The 17,950-nt window shown below is 58.7% G+C and carries 18 protein-coding genes and 1 pseudogene; 14 read left to right on the top strand and 5 right to left on the bottom strand.

The features are described 5' to 3' along the window. The 4 genes from hflK to B4F73_RS14020 form a co-directional block, all read left to right on the top strand. A partial coding sequence (gene hflK / locus B4F73_RS14005; protein ID WP_290483573.1) for an FtsH protease activity modulator HflK occupies nucleotides 1-499 on the top strand: 499 nt, incomplete at its 5' end. Further along, the gene (gene hflC, locus B4F73_RS14010) at nucleotides 499-1,395 is read left to right on the top strand and encodes a protease modulator HflC (RefSeq protein ID WP_206991314.1); all 897 of its coding nucleotides are present in this window, start codon (nucleotides 499-501) and stop codon (nucleotides 1,393-1,395) included. The genes hflK and hflC, both read left to right, overlap by 1 nt. A gap of 12 nt (nucleotides 1,396-1,407) precedes the next feature. Then, nucleotides 1,408-1,605 (top strand): DUF2065 domain-containing protein, encoded by a 198-nt coding sequence (locus B4F73_RS14015; protein WP_206991315.1) that lies wholly within the window; start codon nucleotides 1,408-1,410, stop codon nucleotides 1,603-1,605. Between the two features lie 81 nt (nucleotides 1,606-1,686). Further along, complete coding sequence (locus tag B4F73_RS14020; protein ID WP_206991316.1) at nucleotides 1,687-3,144, top strand: Do family serine endopeptidase; 1,458 nt, start codon at nucleotides 1,687-1,689, stop codon at nucleotides 3,142-3,144. Between the two features lie 9 nt (nucleotides 3,145-3,153). Here the strand turns inward: B4F73_RS14020 and serB are convergent, their stop codons facing one another. After that, nucleotides 3,154-4,074, bottom strand: coding sequence for a phosphoserine phosphatase SerB (gene serB / locus B4F73_RS14025; protein WP_290483574.1), 921 nt, complete (start codon nucleotides 4,072-4,074; stop codon nucleotides 3,154-3,156). 53 nt (nucleotides 4,075-4,127) lie between these two features. On the opposite strand from serB, the gene miaA reads away from it, so the two are divergent. From miaA to ilvC, 6 genes are all read left to right on the top strand, one after another. Continuing rightward, the gene (gene miaA, locus B4F73_RS14030) at nucleotides 4,128-5,078 is read left to right on the top strand and encodes a tRNA (adenosine(37)-N6)-dimethylallyltransferase MiaA (protein ID WP_206991317.1); all 951 of its coding nucleotides are present in this window, start codon (nucleotides 4,128-4,130) and stop codon (nucleotides 5,076-5,078) included. A gap of 169 nt (nucleotides 5,079-5,247) precedes the next feature. After that, nucleotides 5,248-7,020, top strand: a complete 1,773-nt coding sequence (locus tag B4F73_RS14035) for an acetolactate synthase 3 large subunit (protein ID WP_290483575.1) — start codon at nucleotides 5,248-5,250, stop codon at nucleotides 7,018-7,020. 38 nt (nucleotides 7,021-7,058) lie between these two features. Beyond that, entirely contained in the window at nucleotides 7,059-7,757 is a 699-nt protein-coding gene (locus tag B4F73_RS14040; protein ID WP_206991319.1) for a hypothetical protein, read from the top strand. Continuing rightward, nucleotides 7,754-8,326, top strand: coding sequence for an acetolactate synthase small subunit (gene ilvN / locus B4F73_RS14045; protein ID WP_051607411.1), 573 nt, complete (start codon nucleotides 7,754-7,756; stop codon nucleotides 8,324-8,326). The genes B4F73_RS14040 and ilvN overlap by 4 nt, the downstream gene beginning before the upstream one ends. Continuing rightward, nucleotides 8,323-8,976, top strand: coding sequence for a hypothetical protein (locus tag B4F73_RS14050; RefSeq protein WP_290479942.1), 654 nt, complete (start codon nucleotides 8,323-8,325; stop codon nucleotides 8,974-8,976). The genes ilvN and B4F73_RS14050 overlap by 4 nt, the downstream gene beginning before the upstream one ends. Before the next feature lie 53 nt (nucleotides 8,977-9,029). After that, on the top strand, nucleotides 9,030-10,049 hold the full coding sequence (gene ilvC / locus B4F73_RS14055; RefSeq protein ID WP_034810525.1) for a ketol-acid reductoisomerase: 1,020 nt from the start codon (nucleotides 9,030-9,032) through the stop codon (nucleotides 10,047-10,049). A gap of 3 nt (nucleotides 10,050-10,052) precedes the next feature. Here the strand turns inward: ilvC and B4F73_RS14060 are convergent, their stop codons facing one another. After that, nucleotides 10,053-10,742 carry a GH25 family lysozyme gene (locus B4F73_RS14060; protein ID WP_290483576.1) on the bottom strand — a complete coding sequence of 230 codons (690 nt, stop codon included), beginning with the start codon at nucleotides 10,740-10,742 and terminating at the stop codon, nucleotides 10,053-10,055. A 194-nt stretch (nucleotides 10,743-10,936) separates the two neighbouring features. Between B4F73_RS14060 and B4F73_RS14065 the strand changes: the two genes are divergently transcribed. Continuing rightward, on the top strand, nucleotides 10,937-11,452 hold the full coding sequence (locus B4F73_RS14065) for a bactofilin family protein (protein WP_034810523.1): 516 nt from the start codon (nucleotides 10,937-10,939) through the stop codon (nucleotides 11,450-11,452). On the opposite strand, the gene B4F73_RS14070 is transcribed toward B4F73_RS14065, so the two are convergent. After that, nucleotides 11,446-12,045 carry a tetratricopeptide repeat protein gene (locus B4F73_RS14070; protein ID WP_051607409.1) on the bottom strand — a complete coding sequence of 200 codons (600 nt, stop codon included), beginning with the start codon at nucleotides 12,043-12,045 and terminating at the stop codon, nucleotides 11,446-11,448. The genes B4F73_RS14065 and B4F73_RS14070 overlap by 7 nt on opposite strands. A 154-nt stretch (nucleotides 12,046-12,199) precedes the next feature. Between B4F73_RS14070 and B4F73_RS14075 the strand changes: the two genes are divergently transcribed. After that, a complete protein-coding gene (locus B4F73_RS14075) occupies nucleotides 12,200-13,171 on the top strand; it encodes an oxidoreductase (RefSeq protein WP_290483577.1) in 972 nt (323 codons plus the stop codon). 100 nt (nucleotides 13,172-13,271) lie between these two features. Beyond that, nucleotides 13,272-13,982 (top strand): class I SAM-dependent methyltransferase, encoded by a 711-nt coding sequence (locus B4F73_RS14080; protein ID WP_290479946.1) that lies wholly within the window; start codon nucleotides 13,272-13,274, stop codon nucleotides 13,980-13,982. 12 nt (nucleotides 13,983-13,994) lie between these two features. Here B4F73_RS14080 and yghU read toward each other — a convergent pair whose 3' ends face one another. Together yghU and B4F73_RS14090 are read right to left on the bottom strand one after the other, a co-directional pair. Continuing rightward, nucleotides 13,995-14,873: a glutathione-dependent disulfide-bond oxidoreductase gene (gene yghU / locus B4F73_RS14085; RefSeq protein ID WP_290479947.1), complete on the bottom strand. Its 879-nt coding sequence runs from the start codon at nucleotides 14,871-14,873 to the stop codon at nucleotides 13,995-13,997. A gap of 104 nt (nucleotides 14,874-14,977) precedes the next feature. Then, on the bottom strand, nucleotides 14,978-17,428 hold the full coding sequence (locus tag B4F73_RS14090) for a sensor histidine kinase (protein WP_242517391.1): 2,451 nt from the start codon (nucleotides 17,426-17,428) through the stop codon (nucleotides 14,978-14,980). A gap of 199 nt (nucleotides 17,429-17,627) precedes the next feature. Between B4F73_RS14090 and B4F73_RS14095 the strand changes: the two are divergent. Further along, nucleotides 17,628-17,950 (top strand): annotated as a pseudogene (locus B4F73_RS14095) (hypothetical protein); the annotation flags it as partial.

Here is a 17,950-nt window from a genome sequence, read left to right on the forward strand (position 1 = left end):
AAGTGTCATCACGACCGAACGCGATGTTGTTCAGACCGAAGTGGCGAATCAGGTCCAGACCCTGCTGAACGATTATCGCGCAGGCATCCAGATCGTGAGTATTCAGATCGACAAGGCCGACCCGCCTCAGCAGGTCATCGAGGCCTTCAATGATGTGAACGTCGCCGAACAGGACGCCGAAACCAATATCAACCGGGCCACCCAGTACGCCAACCAGATCGTGCCTCAGGCCCGTGGTACGGCTCAGAGACTGCTGCAGGAAGCTGAAGGGTATCGTGACCAGATCGTCGCCGACGCCCAAGGTGAAGCGTCCCGTTTTGAGCAAATCTATGAGGAGTACCGCAAGGCGCCACGCGTCACGCGGGAGCGTATGTATCTCGAAACCATGGAGCGCGTGCTTGAACGCACTGACAAGACCATTCTTGATAGCAATTCCGGCGCGGTTCCCTATCTGCCGCTTGACCGGGTGCAACCTGCCAACCGCGGAGGAGAGAACTGATGCGCAATCTGAGCTGGTTTGCCCTTGCCATCGTCGCGATCGTACTGGTCGCTATCTTCAATTCTTTCTATGTTGTTCGCCAGGACGAGCAGGCTCTGATCCTGCAAGTTGGGGAACCACGCGCGGTGATCAACGCGCCGGGCACGGATGAAGCCGGTCTTTATTTCAAGATTCCGGTCATCCAGACGGTTGAAAAACTCGACCGCAAGAATCTGGGACTCGACATCGAGAATATTCAGGTTCTCGCATCCGACCAGCGTCGCCTCGCTGTGGACGCGTTCGTACGCTGGCGAATCAGCGACCCGCTGCAATTCTATCAGAGCCTCCGGACCATTCCGGGCGCCGCCAACCAGCTGAATGATGTGACCAAGGCGTCCATTCGGGAAGTCATGGGCGATGTGCCCGTGCCTGAGATCATTTCAGGCCAGCGGTCCGAACTGATGGAAAATATCCGCGAAAAGGTTGCCAATGAACTGGCAGATGCGGGGATTTCGATCATCGATGTCCGTATTCGTCAGGCAGACCTGCCGCGCGAAGTGGCCGATGGTGTCTACAGTCGGATGCAGACAGCCCGTAAGCAGGAAGCCGAGCGCATCCGTGCCGAAGGTGAAGAACGCGCCCGACTGATTCGCGCGCAAGCCGAACGTGAGAAGACCGTACTTGAGGCTCAGGCCCGGGAACAGTCAGAAGTCATTCGCGGTGAAGGCGATGCTCGCTCCACCGAGATATACGCCAGTGCCTATAACAAGGATCCGGAATTCTTCCGCTTCCAGCGCGCGCTCATCGCGTGTGAAAACTCCATCCAGGAAGGCACACGCATTGTCGTGGCGCCGGATTCCCTGGGCTTGTGTGATGAGTTTATCAATCGCGCACGGGCCAATGGCGGCTCACGCTAGGACGGGTTTGGCATGTCCATACAACTGATCCTGATCGGGATCGGCATGTGGCTATTCATTGAGGGGGCGATCTATGCGGTCGCCCCCGAATTCATGCGGCGTATGGCAGAGTATCTAGCGCGTATGCCGGGACGCGAGATTGCGCTTGCCGGGATCGGGTCCGCGGCAATCGGCGCAATCTTCATCGTCATTGCAGTTCGGTTCTGTTGAAGCTGTTGCAAGACGCCTGCAAAGCGCCATAGTTTACAGACATTAGTGTATATTATGCTTCGAAAGGAGGCTCAGCGGCCTATGCGTATCCCGGCCCTTGCTGCCCTGTTCCTGATGAGTTCGGCAACCGCCGTTCTGCCTGCCCATGCTCAGGACAGCCTGTCGACGGCAGTCGATGGAATCGATCAGAAGGTCCAACCGCAAAGCTTCCGTGACTTGTCCAAGCGCCTGATGCCGGCCGTGGTCAATATTTCAACATCGCAAACAATTGCGCCCGATGGCATGCCGACCTTTCCGGAAGGCTCGCCCATGGAGCGCTTCAACGAATTCTTCGGTCGGGATGAAGACGGTTTCCGGCGTGAAGGATCACTGGGCTCCGGCTTTGTCATCTCGGCTGACGGCATCATCATCACCAATAATCATGTCATCGAGAATGCCGACGAGATTGACGTCAATTTCTCGAACGGCCGCGTCCTGAAGGCTGAACTCGTCGGTCGTGATCGCGACACCGATCTCGCCGTGCTCAAGGTGAAATCCTCGACTGCCCTGCCCTATGTGGACCTCGCCGACAGCGACAAAGCAGAAGTCGGTGACTGGGTTATCGCCATCGGCAACCCATTCGGCTTCGGGGGCTCTGTCTCGGCTGGCATTATCTCGGCGCGCAATCGCGACCTGAATGCGGGTCGCTCAGATGACTTCATCCAGACCGATGCCGCCATCAACCGCGGTAATTCCGGCGGGCCCTTGTTCAATCTCGGCGGCGAAGTCGTCGGCGTGAACACCGCGATCATCTCCCCTACGGGCGGCTCGGTCGGCATCGGCTTCTCCGTGCCGGCAAATCTCGTGAAACGCATTTCCGACCAGCTCATCAAGGAAGGCCGCGTGCGTCGCGCCTGGCTGGGCGTCAATGTACAGGATGCGGATGAAGCACTCGTGCGCGCGTACAAGGCGACGGGCAAGGGCGGCGTGATCATCACCCGTATCTCCGATGAAGGACCGGCGGCAAAATCCGATATGGAAGTCGGCGACCTTGTGCTCCGCTTCGATGGCCAGACCGTGACCAGCGTACGCGAACTGACACGCCTGATTTCCGATACCGAGATCGGCCGCACCGTTCCCATCGCGATTGTGCGAGATGGGAAGGGACGCACTGTCAATGTCACGCTCGGTGAACTGGAAGACGAGGCCGATACGCCCGCCGCCGATGCCACGCTGGATGCGCCGGCGAGTTCCAACGATCTTGGCGCAGAACTGACCAGCCTCGACGATGATATCCGCCGCCGCTATGGCATCCCAAAGGATGTTGACGGCGTTGTGGTTACAACGGTCTCTGCGCGTGGGCGCTCCTTTGGAAAACTCCAACGCGGCGACGTCTTGGTTGAAGTGAATTTCGAGCGCGTCACCACCGTTACCGACACGATCAGCAAGGTCGAAGCCGCGATGACCACACCGCGCCAGCCACTATTGCTCCGCGTGAAGCGTCGCGGCGAAGCGGGCTGGTTCGATCAGTTCATCTCGGTCGACCTGACCAATTCCTGATCCGGCAGTCTATTCAGTGACGAATTCGTCCGCGTGATAGCCTTGGAAGAACAGCGCTGTGTGCAAATCGGTGTGATTGATCGCAGCATGCGCTTCAGCCGCGACGATGAGCTTGGCCTTGTAGGCAATGCCGAGGCCCGCCGCCTGGATCATCGCAAGATCATTCGCCCCATCGCCGAGTGCAAGTGAATCTGCCCGGCTGAGGCCCGCTTCCGCTGAAAACTCATCCAGCGCCGAGAGTTTCGCTTCGCGTCCGAGGATCGGCATGCCCACCTCCCCGGTCAGCACTGCGCCATCATCGATCAGCGTATTGCCGCGGTGGGCAGCAAACCCGGCTTCATCGGCGACTCGGCCCGTGAAGAAGGTGAACCCGCCGGAGACCAGCACGGTCATCGCGCCTTGCGCCTTCATCGTCTCCACCAGTGTCTTCGCGCCGGTATTCAGCGAAATGCGCGCATCATAGGCGTCTTGCAGCGCTTTGAGGTCGAGCCCCTTCAGCATGGCCACGCGGGTTGTCAGCGCGCCCTCGAAATCCAGCTCGCCCCGCATGGCACGTTCTGTGATCGCGGACACTTCCGCTTTCAGACCAGCGAAATCCGCCAATTCATCGAGGCATTCCTGTCCGATAATCGTGGAATCCATGTCGGAGATCAGCAACCGTTTGCGACGATTTCCTGCGGGCACCAGGGCAACGTCCATTTCTTCCGCTTCCAGCGCAACGAGCGCTGCGTGCTGGAAATCGGCATCCATCGGTGCAAGCGGAATCTCCACAGCACTGACATCTCCGACCTGCCCCAGCCTTGTTATCTGAGGCAAGGTCTGGGCAATGCCGAGATCTCCGAGGATCATGCCGAGGCGCGAGGCAATATTGTCTTCCGGGGCATTGGCGGCGGCGATCAGGATCATGGAATTAACTGCTTTCTCAATCATTCCCGCCTCTTCACGGGTTTCCTCGTCGCTGACAAGCCCTTACGTCTATATGGATGACACCGGCAATACTCATTCACGGACCCACGGCCAGCGGCAAGACCGCGCTCGCCATCGAAGTGGCGCGCCGTCTGGGCGGTGAGGTCATCAATGCCGATTCCATGCAGGTCTATCGCGACTTGCAAGTGATTTCAGCTCGCCCGACCGAAGAAGAGATGGACGGTGTGAAGCACCATCTCTTCGGCCATGTGAACGCGGCCGAGCGCTACTCCACTGGCGAGTGGCTGGAAGAGGTCCGCGCGACCATTCGCACGCTTGAACTGCGCGGCAAGCGCGCTGTCCTGGTCGGCGGCACCGGCCTTTACCTGCTCGCAATGACTCAAGGCCTGTCGAATATTCCCCCTGTACCCGACGATGTCCGCGCCGACGTGCGCGCCATTGCCGATGCCGAGGGCGCGGACGGCCTGCGTGCCCGACTGGCCCCGGTCGATCCGGAAATCGCTGACCGACTGGGCACCGGCGACCGCCAGCGCCTCGCACGCGCCTATGAGGTTTATCTGGCGACCGGCAAACCGCTGACCGACTTCCAGCGCAACCGCCAGCCGCCGGTCCTGCAGGAGAATGAATGGATGGGCGTTGCGTTGACCCCACCTCGCGCAAAACTCTATCAGAAGATCGACCGCCGTTTTGAAGGCATGCTGATGCAGGGCGCGATGGAAGAAGCCCGCCAACTGATAAAACGCGATCTCGACCCGGAACTTCCTGCCATGAAAGCACATGGAATGCCGTGGCTCGCAGCCTTCGCACGCGGAGAGATAACGGCAGAATTTGCCGCAGAAAACGCAAAACGCGACACAAGACGCTACGCAAAACGGCAATTCACGTGGATCGGTCGCCAATTTCCCTTCTGGCCGCGCATTCCTTCACCGGAGCCAGAAGATCGATTGAGGGTTATTCTTGCCTTGTATAGGGAGATTGACAGGCCGGTTGAGGCAGATTATTCCTAATCCCGACGTTGGAGGAAACGCACCGTGCGCAAATACGTGGTACTCGTTATTAAGCATCCGTAGCTGGCTTTAAGTAGCCAGTTGCGGATGCGCGCACAAAACGGGGCTCCATTGGAGCCCTTTTTCTTTTCCGATACAGTCCAAACTCAGTTCCATCAGAGATCTCCCCATGACAACCAAGACCAAGCCCGCAGCTGAAACCTTGACCATGACAGGCGCCGAAATCGTCATCACGGCGCTCAAGGAACAGGGCGTGGAAGTCATGTTCGGCTATCCGGGTGGGGCGGTTCTTCCGATCTATGATGCGCTCTACAACTCCGATGGAATTCGCCACATTCTGGTGCGCCACGAGCAAGGCGCTGGCCACGCGGCCGAGGGCTATGCCCGCACAACAGGCAAACCTGGCGTGTGCCTCGTCACCTCCGGCCCCGGCGCGACCAATATGGTCACCCCGATTGCAGACGCGATGATGGATTCCATTCCGATGGTGGTCCTGACCGGACAGGTTCCGACACACCTGATCGGCACCGACGCGTTCCAGGAATGCGACACAACCGGCATCACCCGCACCTGTGCCAAACACAATTACCTGGTTACCGATGTGAACCAGCTCGCACGCACGATCCACGAAGCCTTCCTGATCGCCAAATCCGGTCGACCCGGACCGGTCGTGGTCGACATTCCCAAGGACATCCAGTTCGCCACCGGCACCTATGTCGGCAAGGAGGGCGTTCACAAGCCGAGCTATCACCCCACTACCAAACCGCACCCGGATGCGATTTCGGCGACAGTGGATCTGATGATGCACGCGCGGCGGCCAGTCTTCTACACTGGCGGCGGTGTCATCAATTCCGGTCCGAAGGCGTCCGATCTGCTGCGCGAGCTCCAGAACGTCACGGGGTATCCGGTGACCTCTACACTGATGGGGCTTGGCGCCTTCCCTGCCTCCCATCCGGACTGGCTGGGCATGGTCGGCATGCATGGCAGCTTCGAAGCCAATAATGCGATGCACGATTGCGATCTGATGATCTGCGTGGGCGCGCGCTTCGATGACCGGGTGACCGGCCGTATCGACGCCTTCTCACCCAACTCCAAGAAGGTGCATATCGACATCGATCCTTCTTCGGTGAACAAGATCGTCCGAGTCGATATCCCCGTGATTGCCGACTGCGCAGAGGCGCTGGCCGCAATCCTGAAAGAGTTCAAATCCCGCAAGGCCAAGAAGCCGGACCTGAAACCCTGGCGTCAGGAAATCGACATCTGGCGCGCCCGGAAATGCTTCACCTACGCAAACTCCAACACGGTCATCAAACCCCAACATGCCGTTGAGCGCCTGTATGAGCTGACCCGTGATCGCGAGACCTACATCACGACCGAAGTTGGCCAACACCAGATGTGGGCGGCGCAATTCTATCATTTCGACGAGCCGAACCGGTGGATGACCTCCGGTGGGCTCGGCACGATGGGCTATGGCCTGCCCGCCGCAGTGGGCGTTCAGGCAGCGCATCCGGACGCCCTCGTGATCGACATTGCGGGCGAAGCGTCAATCCAGATGATGACGCAGGAACTCTCCACCGCCGTTCAACACAGGCTGCCGGTCAAAGTCTTCATCCTCAACAATGAATGGATGGGTATGGTGCGCCAGTGGCAGGAATTGCTGCATGGCGAGCGCTATTCTCACTCCTATTCGGAAACCCTGCCCGACTTCGTGAAACTTGCCGAAGCAATGGGCGGACATGGCATCCGTTGTGACAATCCAGCGGAGCTGGACGACAAGATCCGCGAGATGATTGACCATCCCGGGCCGGTTTTGTTCGATTGCCGTGTCGAAAAGGCCGAGAACTGCCTGCCAATGATACCGTCGGGTTCAGCGCACAACGAGATGATCCTTGGCGAAATCAAGGGCGATGAGATTGGCGAAGCTGGCAAGGGACTGGTCTGACCGACCAGACCCGGCGGGAGCTTGATAGGACGAATGTGATGGCTGCGAGTGATCTGTGGCAGTGGGGAATGGAAAATATCGGCACGATCGTGACCGTGGTCTCCGCCATTGCGGCTGTACTTGGCGCGCTCGCAAGCCGCGCCGAAACCCGCAAACAACACCAGCTGCGCACCGAACAGCTGCGCCAGAGCATCGACAGCGCCAGCCTCGACTGGGGCAATACCGCCATCGAAACGCTGGCCTCTGCTGCCATGCTGGCGCGCAACCGCCACGTGATGGACTCCGACCGCGCCTTCCAGGAGGCGCGCGCAGACAGTCTGACTAACCTGTCGACCCTGATTGACCGTGGACGGATGTTCTTTCCAAACCTTGCGCCTGACCGTCATGGCCTCAACAAGGATGGCGCATATCAAGGCTTCCGCGCGCCGATCCTGGACAGCCTCGTCTGGGCCCATGAAGAGGTTCATGCCCTGACCCGCGAAGGCGGCCCGACAAGCGAGGACAGTGCGGCTTTCATCGATGCTTGCCGCAAATTGCTGGTCTCTGAACTGCAAGCCCATCTCGATCCACGGCGCATGGACCAGCTATTGGGCCGCTACACCAAACAAAAGCAGAAACACCAGGACGACGCGATCAGCCGGTCTGGAGCGCTGCGGGACGAGCTATTGACTCGCCGTCCCGACCTCTCCATCGACTTCTGGAATCGTGACACCCCGAAACCGGAGACACAGCCATGAGCGATGGATCAACAGCTACGCCCCCCGCTGGCAATCCGAAATCGGCCTATTTCCTGTCTCATGAGGACGAGGCCGTCGAACGCCGCACACTGGCCGTCATGGTCGATAACGAGCCAGGCGTTCTGGCCCGTGTTGTGGGACTGTTCTCTGGCCGGGGTTACAATATCGACAGCCTGACCGTGGCCGAGGTCGACGTGAATGAGCGCCGCTCGCGGATCACCATCGTGACCCAGGGCACACCGCATATTCTGGAGCAGATCGAAGCCCAGCTCTTGCGCATCGTGCCCGTGGAACAGGTGATCGACATCACCAAGTCCAAGCGCGGCATCGAGCGCGAACTGGCATTGATCAAGGTCGCCGGCAAAGGCGAAGCCCGTGTTGAAGCGCTGCGCATATCTCAGATTTTCCGCGCGAATGTGATAGACACGACAAATGAGAGCTTCATTTTCGAGCTGACAGGCGCCTCTGAAAAGATCACCCAGTTTGTGGATCTGATGCGACCGCTCGGCTTGGTTGAGGTAAGCCGGACAGGTGTTCTGTCGATCAAGAGGGGAAAGGAGAAGGGATGACACGCACCAGCCTGATTGCGCTCGGCGTCCTTTTTCTCGCTGGCAATGCGCACGCCATAGAAGAACAGCCCGAAAGCTGCCGCCCGAAAGTGGCCGGCTCGGCCCTGGCGCTTGCAGATGATGCCGATCAGGCTCAGCTGCAATGCGATATCGACCGTGCGGCCCTGATTGCCGACCGGGCCGATGCAACGTTTGATTCCTCCAATGACCCCATCCTGCGCATCGTGGACACCGCAGCGCCCAGCGGGGCCGCTTATGTCTACGATATCGTCGATGCAGACGGCACAATGATGCTGGATGCGCGAACGGTACCGGTCGATTCCGACACCAACACACATATTCCGCTCTGTCGCCTGCAGACCCAACTGCCTGCCCCCGTCGCAAGCAAGGTCGCCTTGTCTCTCCTGACCACCAGCGATGCAGGACTGCCCGCCTATGGCGCGCGGGAAAAAATGGTGGTCAATGCCGACGGATCGCGCAGCTATGAGCTGCTGCTGGCGTCGCACGACATCATCACCTCAATTGAAACCACCAATGGCCTGAAACAGTTTTCGCGCCATTCGGAGGCCACAGACATAATTGCCGAATTGAACCGTAGCGTTATCGGCGTCGCCAATTTTTCAGATGGCTGGGTGTGCAAGTCCAACTGACCTGAAGACCCTTACCCCAACAATCAATCCTCCAGCGGAGCAAGTAGAGGCCCATGAAAATCTATTACGAACAGGATGCAGACCTTTCCCTCATCCAGAGCAAGAAAGTCGCCGTGATCGGGTATGGCAGCCAGGGCCACGCCCACGTTCTGAACATGCGCGACAGCGGCGTGAAGCAGCTGAAGGTTGGCCTCTATGAGGGGTCGGCCAGCCGCGCCAAAGCAGAAGCCGAGGGCCTTGAAGTGGTCACGCCCGCCGAGGCCGCCCAGTGGGCCGACGTGCTGATGATCCTTATCCCGGACGAAAAGCAGGCCGTGCTCTATGCAAACGAGATCGAACCGCATCTGCGCGCTGGCCAGCATGTCATGTTCGGCCACGGCTTCAACGTGCACTACAACCTCATCCGTCCACGCCCCGATGTTGATGTCTCGCTGTCCGCCCCGAAAGGCCCCGGCCACACGCTGCGCGCCCAGTACCAGATGGGCTTCGGCTTGCCGGGTCTGATCGCAATCCATCAGGACGCGACCGGCACGGCACAGGATGTTGCCCTGTCCTATTCCAAGGCCATCGGCAATACGCGCGCTGGTGTCATCGAGACCTCATTCCGCGAAGAGACCGAAACAGACCTCTTCGGCGAACAGGCTGTGCTCTGTGGCGGCATCGTCGAGTTGATCAAGGCTGGCTATGAAACCCTGGTCGAGGCTGGCTACGCGCCGGAAATGGCCTATTTCGAATGCCTTCACGAGACCAAACTGATTGTTGACCTTATTTATGAAGGCGGCATCGCCAACATGAACTACTCGATCTCGAACACGGCCGAATATGGCGAATACGTCTCCGGCCCGCGCGTGATCAATTCCGAAGCCAAGGCCAACATGAAAAAGGTTCTCGAAGACATCCAGAACGGCACGTTTGCCCGCAACTGGGTCCTCGAAAACCAGGCCGGCGCACCGGGCTTCAACGCCATGCGCCAGCGCATGAACAGCCACGAAATCGAAGAAGTCGGCGAGAAACTTCGCGGCATGATGCACTGGGCCCAGAACGATCGCCTGGTCGACAAATCCCGCAACTAAACCTTATCCGGGTGGACGGTCCGGAACCCGGTTCATGTCCACCCGGCCGTCAATTCCCGGTACGCGGCCGGACATGGTGTATTGCCAGATGTCCGGTACGCGGCCGTTGATGGTCCGCGGCATCGTCTCGCCAAGGCCGCGCAACCAGAGCGGATAGTCATCATAACTGCCGGACAGCCAGTCGGTGTGAAACTCTGGCGTCGTGTAGATCACCGGCCGCACGCCATATTCGGCCTCTAGCGCTGTCAGGAATGTGTCCAATTCTCCCAAAGTCTCAGTCGTGCTGCCGCGCGGCTCGCAATTGTGCGCATATTCCAGATCAACTGCGGGCGGCAGCGCCCCTGTCCGCACTTCCACCGACTGAATGAAATTCTGGGCCTGCTCGGCTCCCGGCCGGCAGAGTCGGTAGAAATGATAAGCGCCGACCGTCCAGCCGCGCGTTGTCGCTTCGCGCCAATTTTCCAGGAAACGTGGATCTTTCCAGTCCCGACCTTCGGTAGCCTTGAGGTAAAGAAAATCGACGGGTGCGGCCTCGAACTCGTCCCAGCGGATGCGACCATTATGGTGCGACAGGTCAATGCCGGTGAAACCGGATTGCAACGGGATAACACCGCCTGCAACCGGTTCAGACGATTGTGAACACGCCGCTGCAACCAGCATCAAGGTAAATGAAACGGACCGAAACAGGCTCATGAGCTGTTTCAACACAGGAATATGGCCTTATGGCGAGGAAAACTTGCCCGTATCTTGCAAGGTAATCTCTGCTTGGAACTGTGCGCGCGGCCAATTGCGCGCTATAAGAGCAATGAAATCAATTCTCTGGCCCGGATGAAAACCCCAACGCCGACAACAGGTGCATCAGGTCAGAACATGGGAAAGTATGGGTGATGGCCAAATTCGAAACGGACAATGCTGCCGGCAAGGGCCGCTCAGGTCAGGGCAGCTTCATCGGCACGGAATGCGCGCTGGAAGGCAGCTTCAATTTCTCTGGCCCGCTTACCGTAGCAGGCCATATGAAAGGTCCGGTCAAATCGGACGGGCTGGTATTGATCGAAGCGACCGGTCATATCGAAGGATCGCTGGAGGCGGCAATCATCGTCGTACATGGCAAGCTGACGGGCAATGTGACTGCTCATGAGAGCCTCGAGATATGGAATGAAGCTGTTGTCACCGGAAAGGTGTTCACCCGCAGCATCCGCGTTGACGCAGGGTCGCTGATGACCGCTGACCTCAACGTCGCAACCGACGGTCCCATACCGACACATGAGGCTGTGGACACACCTGAGCATATCACTGCTGATACAGTTTCCGAGACCCCCGCTATCGACCCGAACCGACCCGCCAGCCCGCTGCCAGGCTCAAGCCTTGCGCGCAAACTGTCGACCTTGAGTGAAAATCAGTAGCGGCGCCTGACGTCTTCAAGACGCTCCCAAGTCGAGTCATCGGGCTGATAGGCCCCAAGCGTCGACAGGCGTTCGCAGGCCCATTCATACGCCTTATCGCAGGATTCCTGGAGAAGGCGCGTGCCTTCCGCAACGTTCTTGGAACCACCTTGGCCGGTATAGATCATGTTGCCATAGGCTGCACATCCGCTCACGTCGCCATAATCACACGCTTTATCATAAAGCTGGCGCGCCCGAGCGGTATCGGCATCCATGCCGCGCCCTTGAACAGTCAGATAGGCAAGTCCTGAACAGGCCTCTGCGACTTTTCCATCGCACGCCTTGCGATAATTGTCCGCAGCGCTCTTGTAATCCTGGTCGCCGCCAAGCCCCTTGCGATACATATCGGCCAGCTCGAAGCAGGCTTGATAATCCCTGGTGTCACAGGCCTGACTGGCTTCGGTGCGTGTGACGCGATTGGTCTCAAGGTTAGCCGTAGCTTCCTCGAGCGCAATTTCCGCTTGGGTCCGCTCAACCTGACCATACTGCGCAGCAGCAGGAAGAACAGCGACTGACATGGCGACAACAGATATCGCGGCGGCAAGAATACGCATGCAATTTCTCCCTTGGTTATATTCGGGATATAAGTGGCGATACGGAGTGCGTCCATGTAAACCGCTGCTTACAGATTGGTAACATCACGCATGATCGCTTGCCGTCGTACCGGCTGGCTCAGCATAAGAAACCAAACGACCAAAGGGGAAACACATGGCCGCAACAGACCAGACGCCGATCGGATCAGGCTTTCATGCAAAGTCGACGGCACAGGAAGTTATCGACGGCATCGACCTGACCGGACGCAACGTAATCGTCACTGGCGGCTATTCGGGGATTGGCCTGGAAACCGTTCGCGCCCTGGCGGGCGCAGGCGCGCGCGTGACGGTTCCTGCGCGACGCGTCGACGCCGCCGAGGCTGCGCTCGCTGACATTCCCGGCGATATCGAGATTGCGGCGATGGACTTGGAAGACCTCGCCACTGTGCGAAAATTCACCGCTGATTTTGAGGACACAGGCCGCGCACTTGATATCCTTGTTAACAATGCGGGTGTCATGGCCTGCCCTGAAACGCGGGTTGGGCCCGGCTGGGAACGCCAGTTGGGCGTGAACCATCTCGCGCATATGGCGATGAGCCTCGCGCTCGCCCCCGCTCTTGAACGCGCGGACGGCGCGCGCTTAGTCGCCCTTTCATCAACAGCGCATGTGCGCTCCGACGTGATCTGGGACGATCCCAATTACGAATCCCATCCCTATGACAAATGGGAAGCCTACGGCCAGTCCAAATCAGCGTGCGCCCTGTTTGCTCTGGGCGTGGACCATCGCGGCAAGGATATCGGTGTGCGGGCATTCTCGGTGCATCCGGGAGGGATTTTCACGCCTCTGCAACGCCACCTCACTGATGAGGAAATGGCCGAACTCGGTTGGAAAAACCCCGACGGAACAATCCCGCCTCAAGTTCAGGCCATGTTCAAGACACCAGAGCAAGGCGCATCCACCAGCGTCTGGGCCGCTACTTCCCCTGCCCTGGCGGACAAGGGCGGCGTTTATTGCGAAGATTGCGATATTGCCAAGCTTGCCACCGAAGAGAGTCAACGCTGGGAGCACGCCCGACCCTGGATCTGTGATGACGAAAAAGCCGAGCGGCTTTGGGATATCAGCCAGACCATGCTCAGCAAGGCCTGAGCGGACAGAGGACATTCCCATGAGACATTCACTAAGTTTCGCAGCTGCTTGCTTGAGCTTGGCCGCATGTGCTGCTCCGATTCCCGAGAGCATGCCAACAATGCCGGAAACTACCGTCCCTGCGTTCGATTACGATTCCGTCTTCGTGCATGATGGTCGACCGGAAGATGATTTCGAGCAGTATGAACTTCGCAATTCGCGGCAGATCCTTGCATTCACCGGAGTAATGCCGGGCATGACAGTGCTGGATATGGAAGCTGGCGGCGGCATCTATACCGAACTCTTCTCACTGGTCGTGGGCGAAGAGGGAAAAGTCTACCTTCAGAACCCACCAGAGTTTGAAACCTTCCTCGGCGATGCGGTCGAGAAACGCATGGATGGCCGGCTGATCAACGTGACTCACATCCAGACATCGTTCGATGATTTCGAACCCATTGGCGATATGGAGGTGGATCTCGTAACCTGGTTTCTCGGTCCACATGAGCTCTGGTACACGCCGGAAGGCGCGGAGCCGGGTGCACTCGGAGATCCGGATGTCGCCTTTTCCGAAATTGCGCGCGTCCTGAAACCCGGCGGGCATTTCGTCGTGATTGATCACCGCGCGCCTGACGGTGCGCCCGCAACAACTGGCGGCGTGACACATCGGCTGGCGCAAGACACCTTGATGGATATGATGGGCGATGTCGGCCTCGTCCTTGTCGAGGAGAGTGACCTACTCGCGAATCCCGACGACGATGGCACGCTGAACGTATTCGATCCGTCTATCCGGAGACAGACGGATCGCTACATTCTCAAATTCGAGAAATCCTGACCAAAGACAGGATCAGCTGGAGCCTTCGGGATCCAGCTTGTCCTGGGTCCTGGTATCAAAATCGCTGGCGTCGTGGCGTTCGCGCAGTTGGGTCTCCGGCTTGCCAAAAGTGCGGTTCACCATGCGGCCACGCTTGACTGCCGGACGTTCGGCGATCTGCTTGGTCCAGCGCTGGACATTTTCATATTCGTGAACCTGCAGGAATTCTCCCGCATCATACACGACACCCGACGCCAGAGCGCCGTACCAGGGCCAGATTGCCATATCTGCAATCGAGTACTCGTCGCCAGCCATGAATTCATTATCGGCGAGCCGCTTGTCCAGCACGTCCAGTTCCCGCTTCACCTCCATCGCAAACCGATCGATCGCGTATTCGATCTTGATTGGCGCATATGCGTAGAAATGGCCAAAGCCACCGCCGAGATAAGGCGCCGATCCCATCTGCCAGAACAGCCAGGAAAGCGCTTCCGTGCGCTTGCGCGGATCCTTGGGCAGGAAAGCGTCAAACTTCTCTGACAGGTACAGAAGGATCGATCCGGATTCGAACACGCGGGTGGGCGGATTGGTCGAATGGTCCATCAGGGCCGGGATCTTGGAGTTCGGGTTGGCAGAAACAAATCCGCTGGAAAACTGGTCGCCCTCCATGATGTTGACCAACCAGGCATCATACTCAGCGCCGGAATGACCCGCCGCGAGCAGTTCTTCAAGCATTACAGTGACTTTAACGCCGTTCGGTGTGCCCAGCGAATAGAGTTGCAGCGGATGTTTCCCAACCTGCAAATCCTTGTCATGGGTCGCGCCCGAAATCGGCCGGTTGATGCTGGCGAAACGCCCGCCGCTCTCAGCATCCCATTTCCAGACCTTCGGTGGGATATAAGTATCGTCAGCCATGTAGCGTGCCTTCTTGCTTGGTTTTGTCAAACCAACATGTAGGCATGGCGCGCAGAAAGTCAGTAAACTTGTTTGTGAGACGTCCTAAACAGGCCCTCAGGTAATCAGGCTGGCAGGCTCTCAGTCAGCAACATTTCCTGGTTCTGCACAACTTTTGTGACCTTCACCGGCAGCCAGCAGGTCACTTCCAGACCGCCGCCATCGACCGGTTTCATACCGACCGTTCCGCCATGCAGATCGATGAAATGCTTCACGAGCGCAAGACCGAGGCCGGCCCCGCGCTGGTCGCCCGAAACGAAACTGTCGAAGCTGGTGGCGCGTTTATCGGCTGCTAGCCCGCGGCCATTGTCTCGCACAGACAGGGTCACCATGTCGCCCACGCGCTGGGACGAGACGACGATTTCACCACCGGATTCGGTAAAGCGGAGCGAATTGGAAATGAGGTTGAACAAGACCTGCCTGATGCGGCGCTCATCTGCCCGAATGACTCCAAGCTTGCCCTTGATGTCGGCGCGAACGGCAATCTGCGTGTCCTCTGCCTTTGACACGACCATGTCGATGCTTTCCTCGATGACATGGCTGAGATCCACATCTTTCAGATCGAGATCCATACGGCCTGCTTCGATCATGGCGAGGTCGAGAATATTCTCGATCAGTTTCGAGAGGTGGTCGGAAGCTGACAGGATCGCGCTGACATAGTCTGTCTGGCGCTCGGTCAGATCGCCATTGCGCTTTGTTTCCAGCAGTTCAGCATAGCCAAAGATGACCGTCAGCGGCGACCGCAGCTGGTAGGACACATTGCGCACGAACTCCGTTTTCAGACGGTCCGCAGCCTCAAATGCTTCAGCCCGATCTCTCAGCGCGGACTCAACCCTGCGTGTGGCCGTCACATCCGCAAAGGCGATCAGCGTGTTTCCATCCGGCAGCGGATGGGTCAGATATGTCAGGATAGATCCATCAGACCGGCGCATCTCTCCGGTGGTGGACTGGCGTGCGCGGGCGGACGGGTCCGTAATATGGCCCTTGATCGCGTCCCAGACGTCCAGGTCATGGAACAGCGGAACGCAGTCCTCGATCACATCGCTATAGTCCGGATGGTCTTTCAACTCGTCATGGTCCAGGGACCAGAGCCGTTCAAAAGCCTTGTTGAACAGTTTCAGCCGCCCGTCGCCGCCGAACACGACAACTGCCTCGTGCAGATTGTCGAGCGTGGACGCCTGCGTCTTCACAATGGCATTGAACTTGGTCTGAAGGTTCAGTTCGCCTGTGATGTCCTTGAACAACAGCAACAGGCCACCCATCGGGTGGCGCTGGCGTGTGACGGACAGAGTCCGGTCATCCGGCAGTGACCATGTATCTTCCTTTACCCCATCAATATCGAGGTAATAGGACAGCTCCTCCGCCCGCCATTCGGCGTAATTTGTACGGGCCGGCAACTTGCGGCGCTCGCGCAGGCGGTCCAGCAACTGCCCGTGGTTCGGGCGGTCCAGCAGGAAGCTCTCATCGAGATCCCACATGTCGCGGAAGGCCTTGTTGTAGAAGGTCAGTTTGCGATCCGCCCCGAAGATCGCGACAGCATCGGCAACATGGTTCAGTGTCTCGTCATGCGCGCGAACATGGCGGTTCAGTTCCTCGCGCGCATTTTCCTGGGCGGTCACATCGAACGCCATCGCCCCTGCCCCGCCGGATAGAGGGAAGGTCAGCACACGCATGGCGCGCCGCTCTCCATTCACGACCATGTGGCGCGTCTCGTCGATATCGGCACCTTCAGAAATAGTCTTGCGGGCTTGGTCAGCTGAAGCTTGGTCCAGCATGATCTGGCGATCCAGGACGCGGTCGAGGTTCACCCCATCGACTGCCTCAATGTAAGATGGGTTCACCCACTGCAGCTTGCCCATGCCGGATACGCGCCAGGCCGGGAACGGCGCCTTACCCAGCATGTCAAGGAAGGCTGTCGGATCGCGCGCGATAACCTGGCGCGCCTCTTCCAGCTTGCCGCGGGCGGAGCTTTCTTCCAGTCCCTTGATGGTGGTGTCGGTGACCCAGACGACCGCCCGCGCGCCAGCCGTCCGCCCGTCCGCCTCAAGGAAGCGGCCAGACGGCCCGATGATGGTGAGCGAGAAAGCCTGTCCAGTATCGCGCAGCTCGCGCATGCGAATCCGCAGCGTCGTGTCCTGTCCGGAACTGTCACGCGCTTCGAGGTCGGCAAGGCCTTCGATGATGCGCACCGCCGGATCGGGCGAAATCGCATCGTCGGTGAAGCTGAGCAGGCCAGCCAATGCCACCGGCGAACCGTAAAGCTCCGGCGGGGTCATTTCTTCACTGTCGGGCTCAAGCGCCTCACCCTGCCAGACCAGGATTACGCCCGGGTGAGCACCAAGGATTGAGCGGTGCTCTGCCAGAAGAGTCTCGAGATCGGACGACCGGTCTTTGTATTTGCGCGCCGCGCCACGTGCCCCATCCGACACGCGCAGCGCCCATAGCAAGGCGGCTAGGCCCAGCGCGGTTGCACCAGCAGACATGATGATAGGGACCTGGTCCGCCGTGATTGCCATAGTGTCTTCAATCCAAATCGCACGAATCGACCACCGGTCGGCGGCCGCAACTGGTTAACGGATTGCTCCCTTTGCGTTAAGGCGGCGTTAACGAGACGCTAATGCCAGACCGATGTCCAGACAAGATAACTGAAACGTCATGTTGCAAAAACGCCACACCGACATAGTCTGATCCCTCGAACCTTCTGGGAGTCTCTTCATGCGTAATCTGGCCCTTGCCCTTTCCGTGGCGGCACTCGTTTGTCTTGGTGCACCTGCATCTGCCGGTGCCGAAGATGAGGGCGACGATCTTGTGCGCCTGCCGGGGCAGTCTTATCCCGGCCCGACAAGACGCGGTGCCAAAGCGAATGGACATGTCCCAGAACGCCTTGTGGCGGGAGGTGGATTGATTGTCAGTTTCGATGCCAACCTGGATGGCAATGTCACCCCGGAAGAACTCGCCACGGGCATTGAGGCTGCCTTCCTTGAGGCCGATTCCAATAAGGACGGCTATCTCAGCCCGCTCGAACAGCTCTCATGGGC

This window comes from Hyphomonas sp. UBA3601 (genome assembly GCF_002375605.1).
Lineage (GTDB): Bacteria > Pseudomonadota > Alphaproteobacteria > Caulobacterales > Hyphomonadaceae > Hyphomonas.

Bases quoted from the DNA above. Each gene is read 5' to 3' on its own strand.
- hflC (WP_206991314.1), top strand. From the start codon at position 499: ATGCGCAATCTGAGCTGGTTTGCCCTTGCCATCGTCGCGATCGTACTG.
- B4F73_RS14015 (WP_206991315.1), top strand. From the start codon at position 1,408: ATGTCCATACAACTGATCCTGATCGGGATCGGCATGTGGCTATTCATT.
- B4F73_RS14020 (WP_206991316.1), top strand. From the start codon at position 1,687: ATGCGTATCCCGGCCCTTGCTGCCCTGTTCCTGATGAGTTCGGCAACC.
- serB (WP_290483574.1), bottom strand. From the start codon at position 4,074: ATGATTGAGAAAGCAGTTAATTCCATGATCCTGATCGCCGCCGCCAAT.
- miaA (WP_206991317.1), top strand. From the start codon at position 4,128: ATGACACCGGCAATACTCATTCACGGACCCACGGCCAGCGGCAAGACC.
- B4F73_RS14035 (WP_290483575.1), top strand. From the start codon at position 5,248: ATGACAACCAAGACCAAGCCCGCAGCTGAAACCTTGACCATGACAGGC.
- B4F73_RS14040 (WP_206991319.1), top strand. From the start codon at position 7,059: ATGGCTGCGAGTGATCTGTGGCAGTGGGGAATGGAAAATATCGGCACG.
- ilvN (WP_051607411.1), top strand. From the start codon at position 7,754: ATGAGCGATGGATCAACAGCTACGCCCCCCGCTGGCAATCCGAAATCG.
- B4F73_RS14050 (WP_290479942.1), top strand. From the start codon at position 8,323: ATGACACGCACCAGCCTGATTGCGCTCGGCGTCCTTTTTCTCGCTGGC.
- ilvC (WP_034810525.1), top strand. From the start codon at position 9,030: ATGAAAATCTATTACGAACAGGATGCAGACCTTTCCCTCATCCAGAGC.
- B4F73_RS14060 (WP_290483576.1), bottom strand. From the start codon at position 10,742: ATGAGCCTGTTTCGGTCCGTTTCATTTACCTTGATGCTGGTTGCAGCG.
- B4F73_RS14065 (WP_034810523.1), top strand. From the start codon at position 10,937: ATGGCCAAATTCGAAACGGACAATGCTGCCGGCAAGGGCCGCTCAGGT.
- B4F73_RS14070 (WP_051607409.1), bottom strand. From the start codon at position 12,045: ATGCGTATTCTTGCCGCCGCGATATCTGTTGTCGCCATGTCAGTCGCT.
- B4F73_RS14075 (WP_290483577.1), top strand. From the start codon at position 12,200: ATGGCCGCAACAGACCAGACGCCGATCGGATCAGGCTTTCATGCAAAG.
- B4F73_RS14080 (WP_290479946.1), top strand. From the start codon at position 13,272: ATGCCGGAAACTACCGTCCCTGCGTTCGATTACGATTCCGTCTTCGTG.
- yghU (WP_290479947.1), bottom strand. From the start codon at position 14,873: ATGGCTGACGATACTTATATCCCACCGAAGGTCTGGAAATGGGATGCT.
- B4F73_RS14090 (WP_242517391.1), bottom strand. From the start codon at position 17,428: ATGGCAATCACGGCGGACCAGGTCCCTATCATCATGTCTGCTGGTGCA.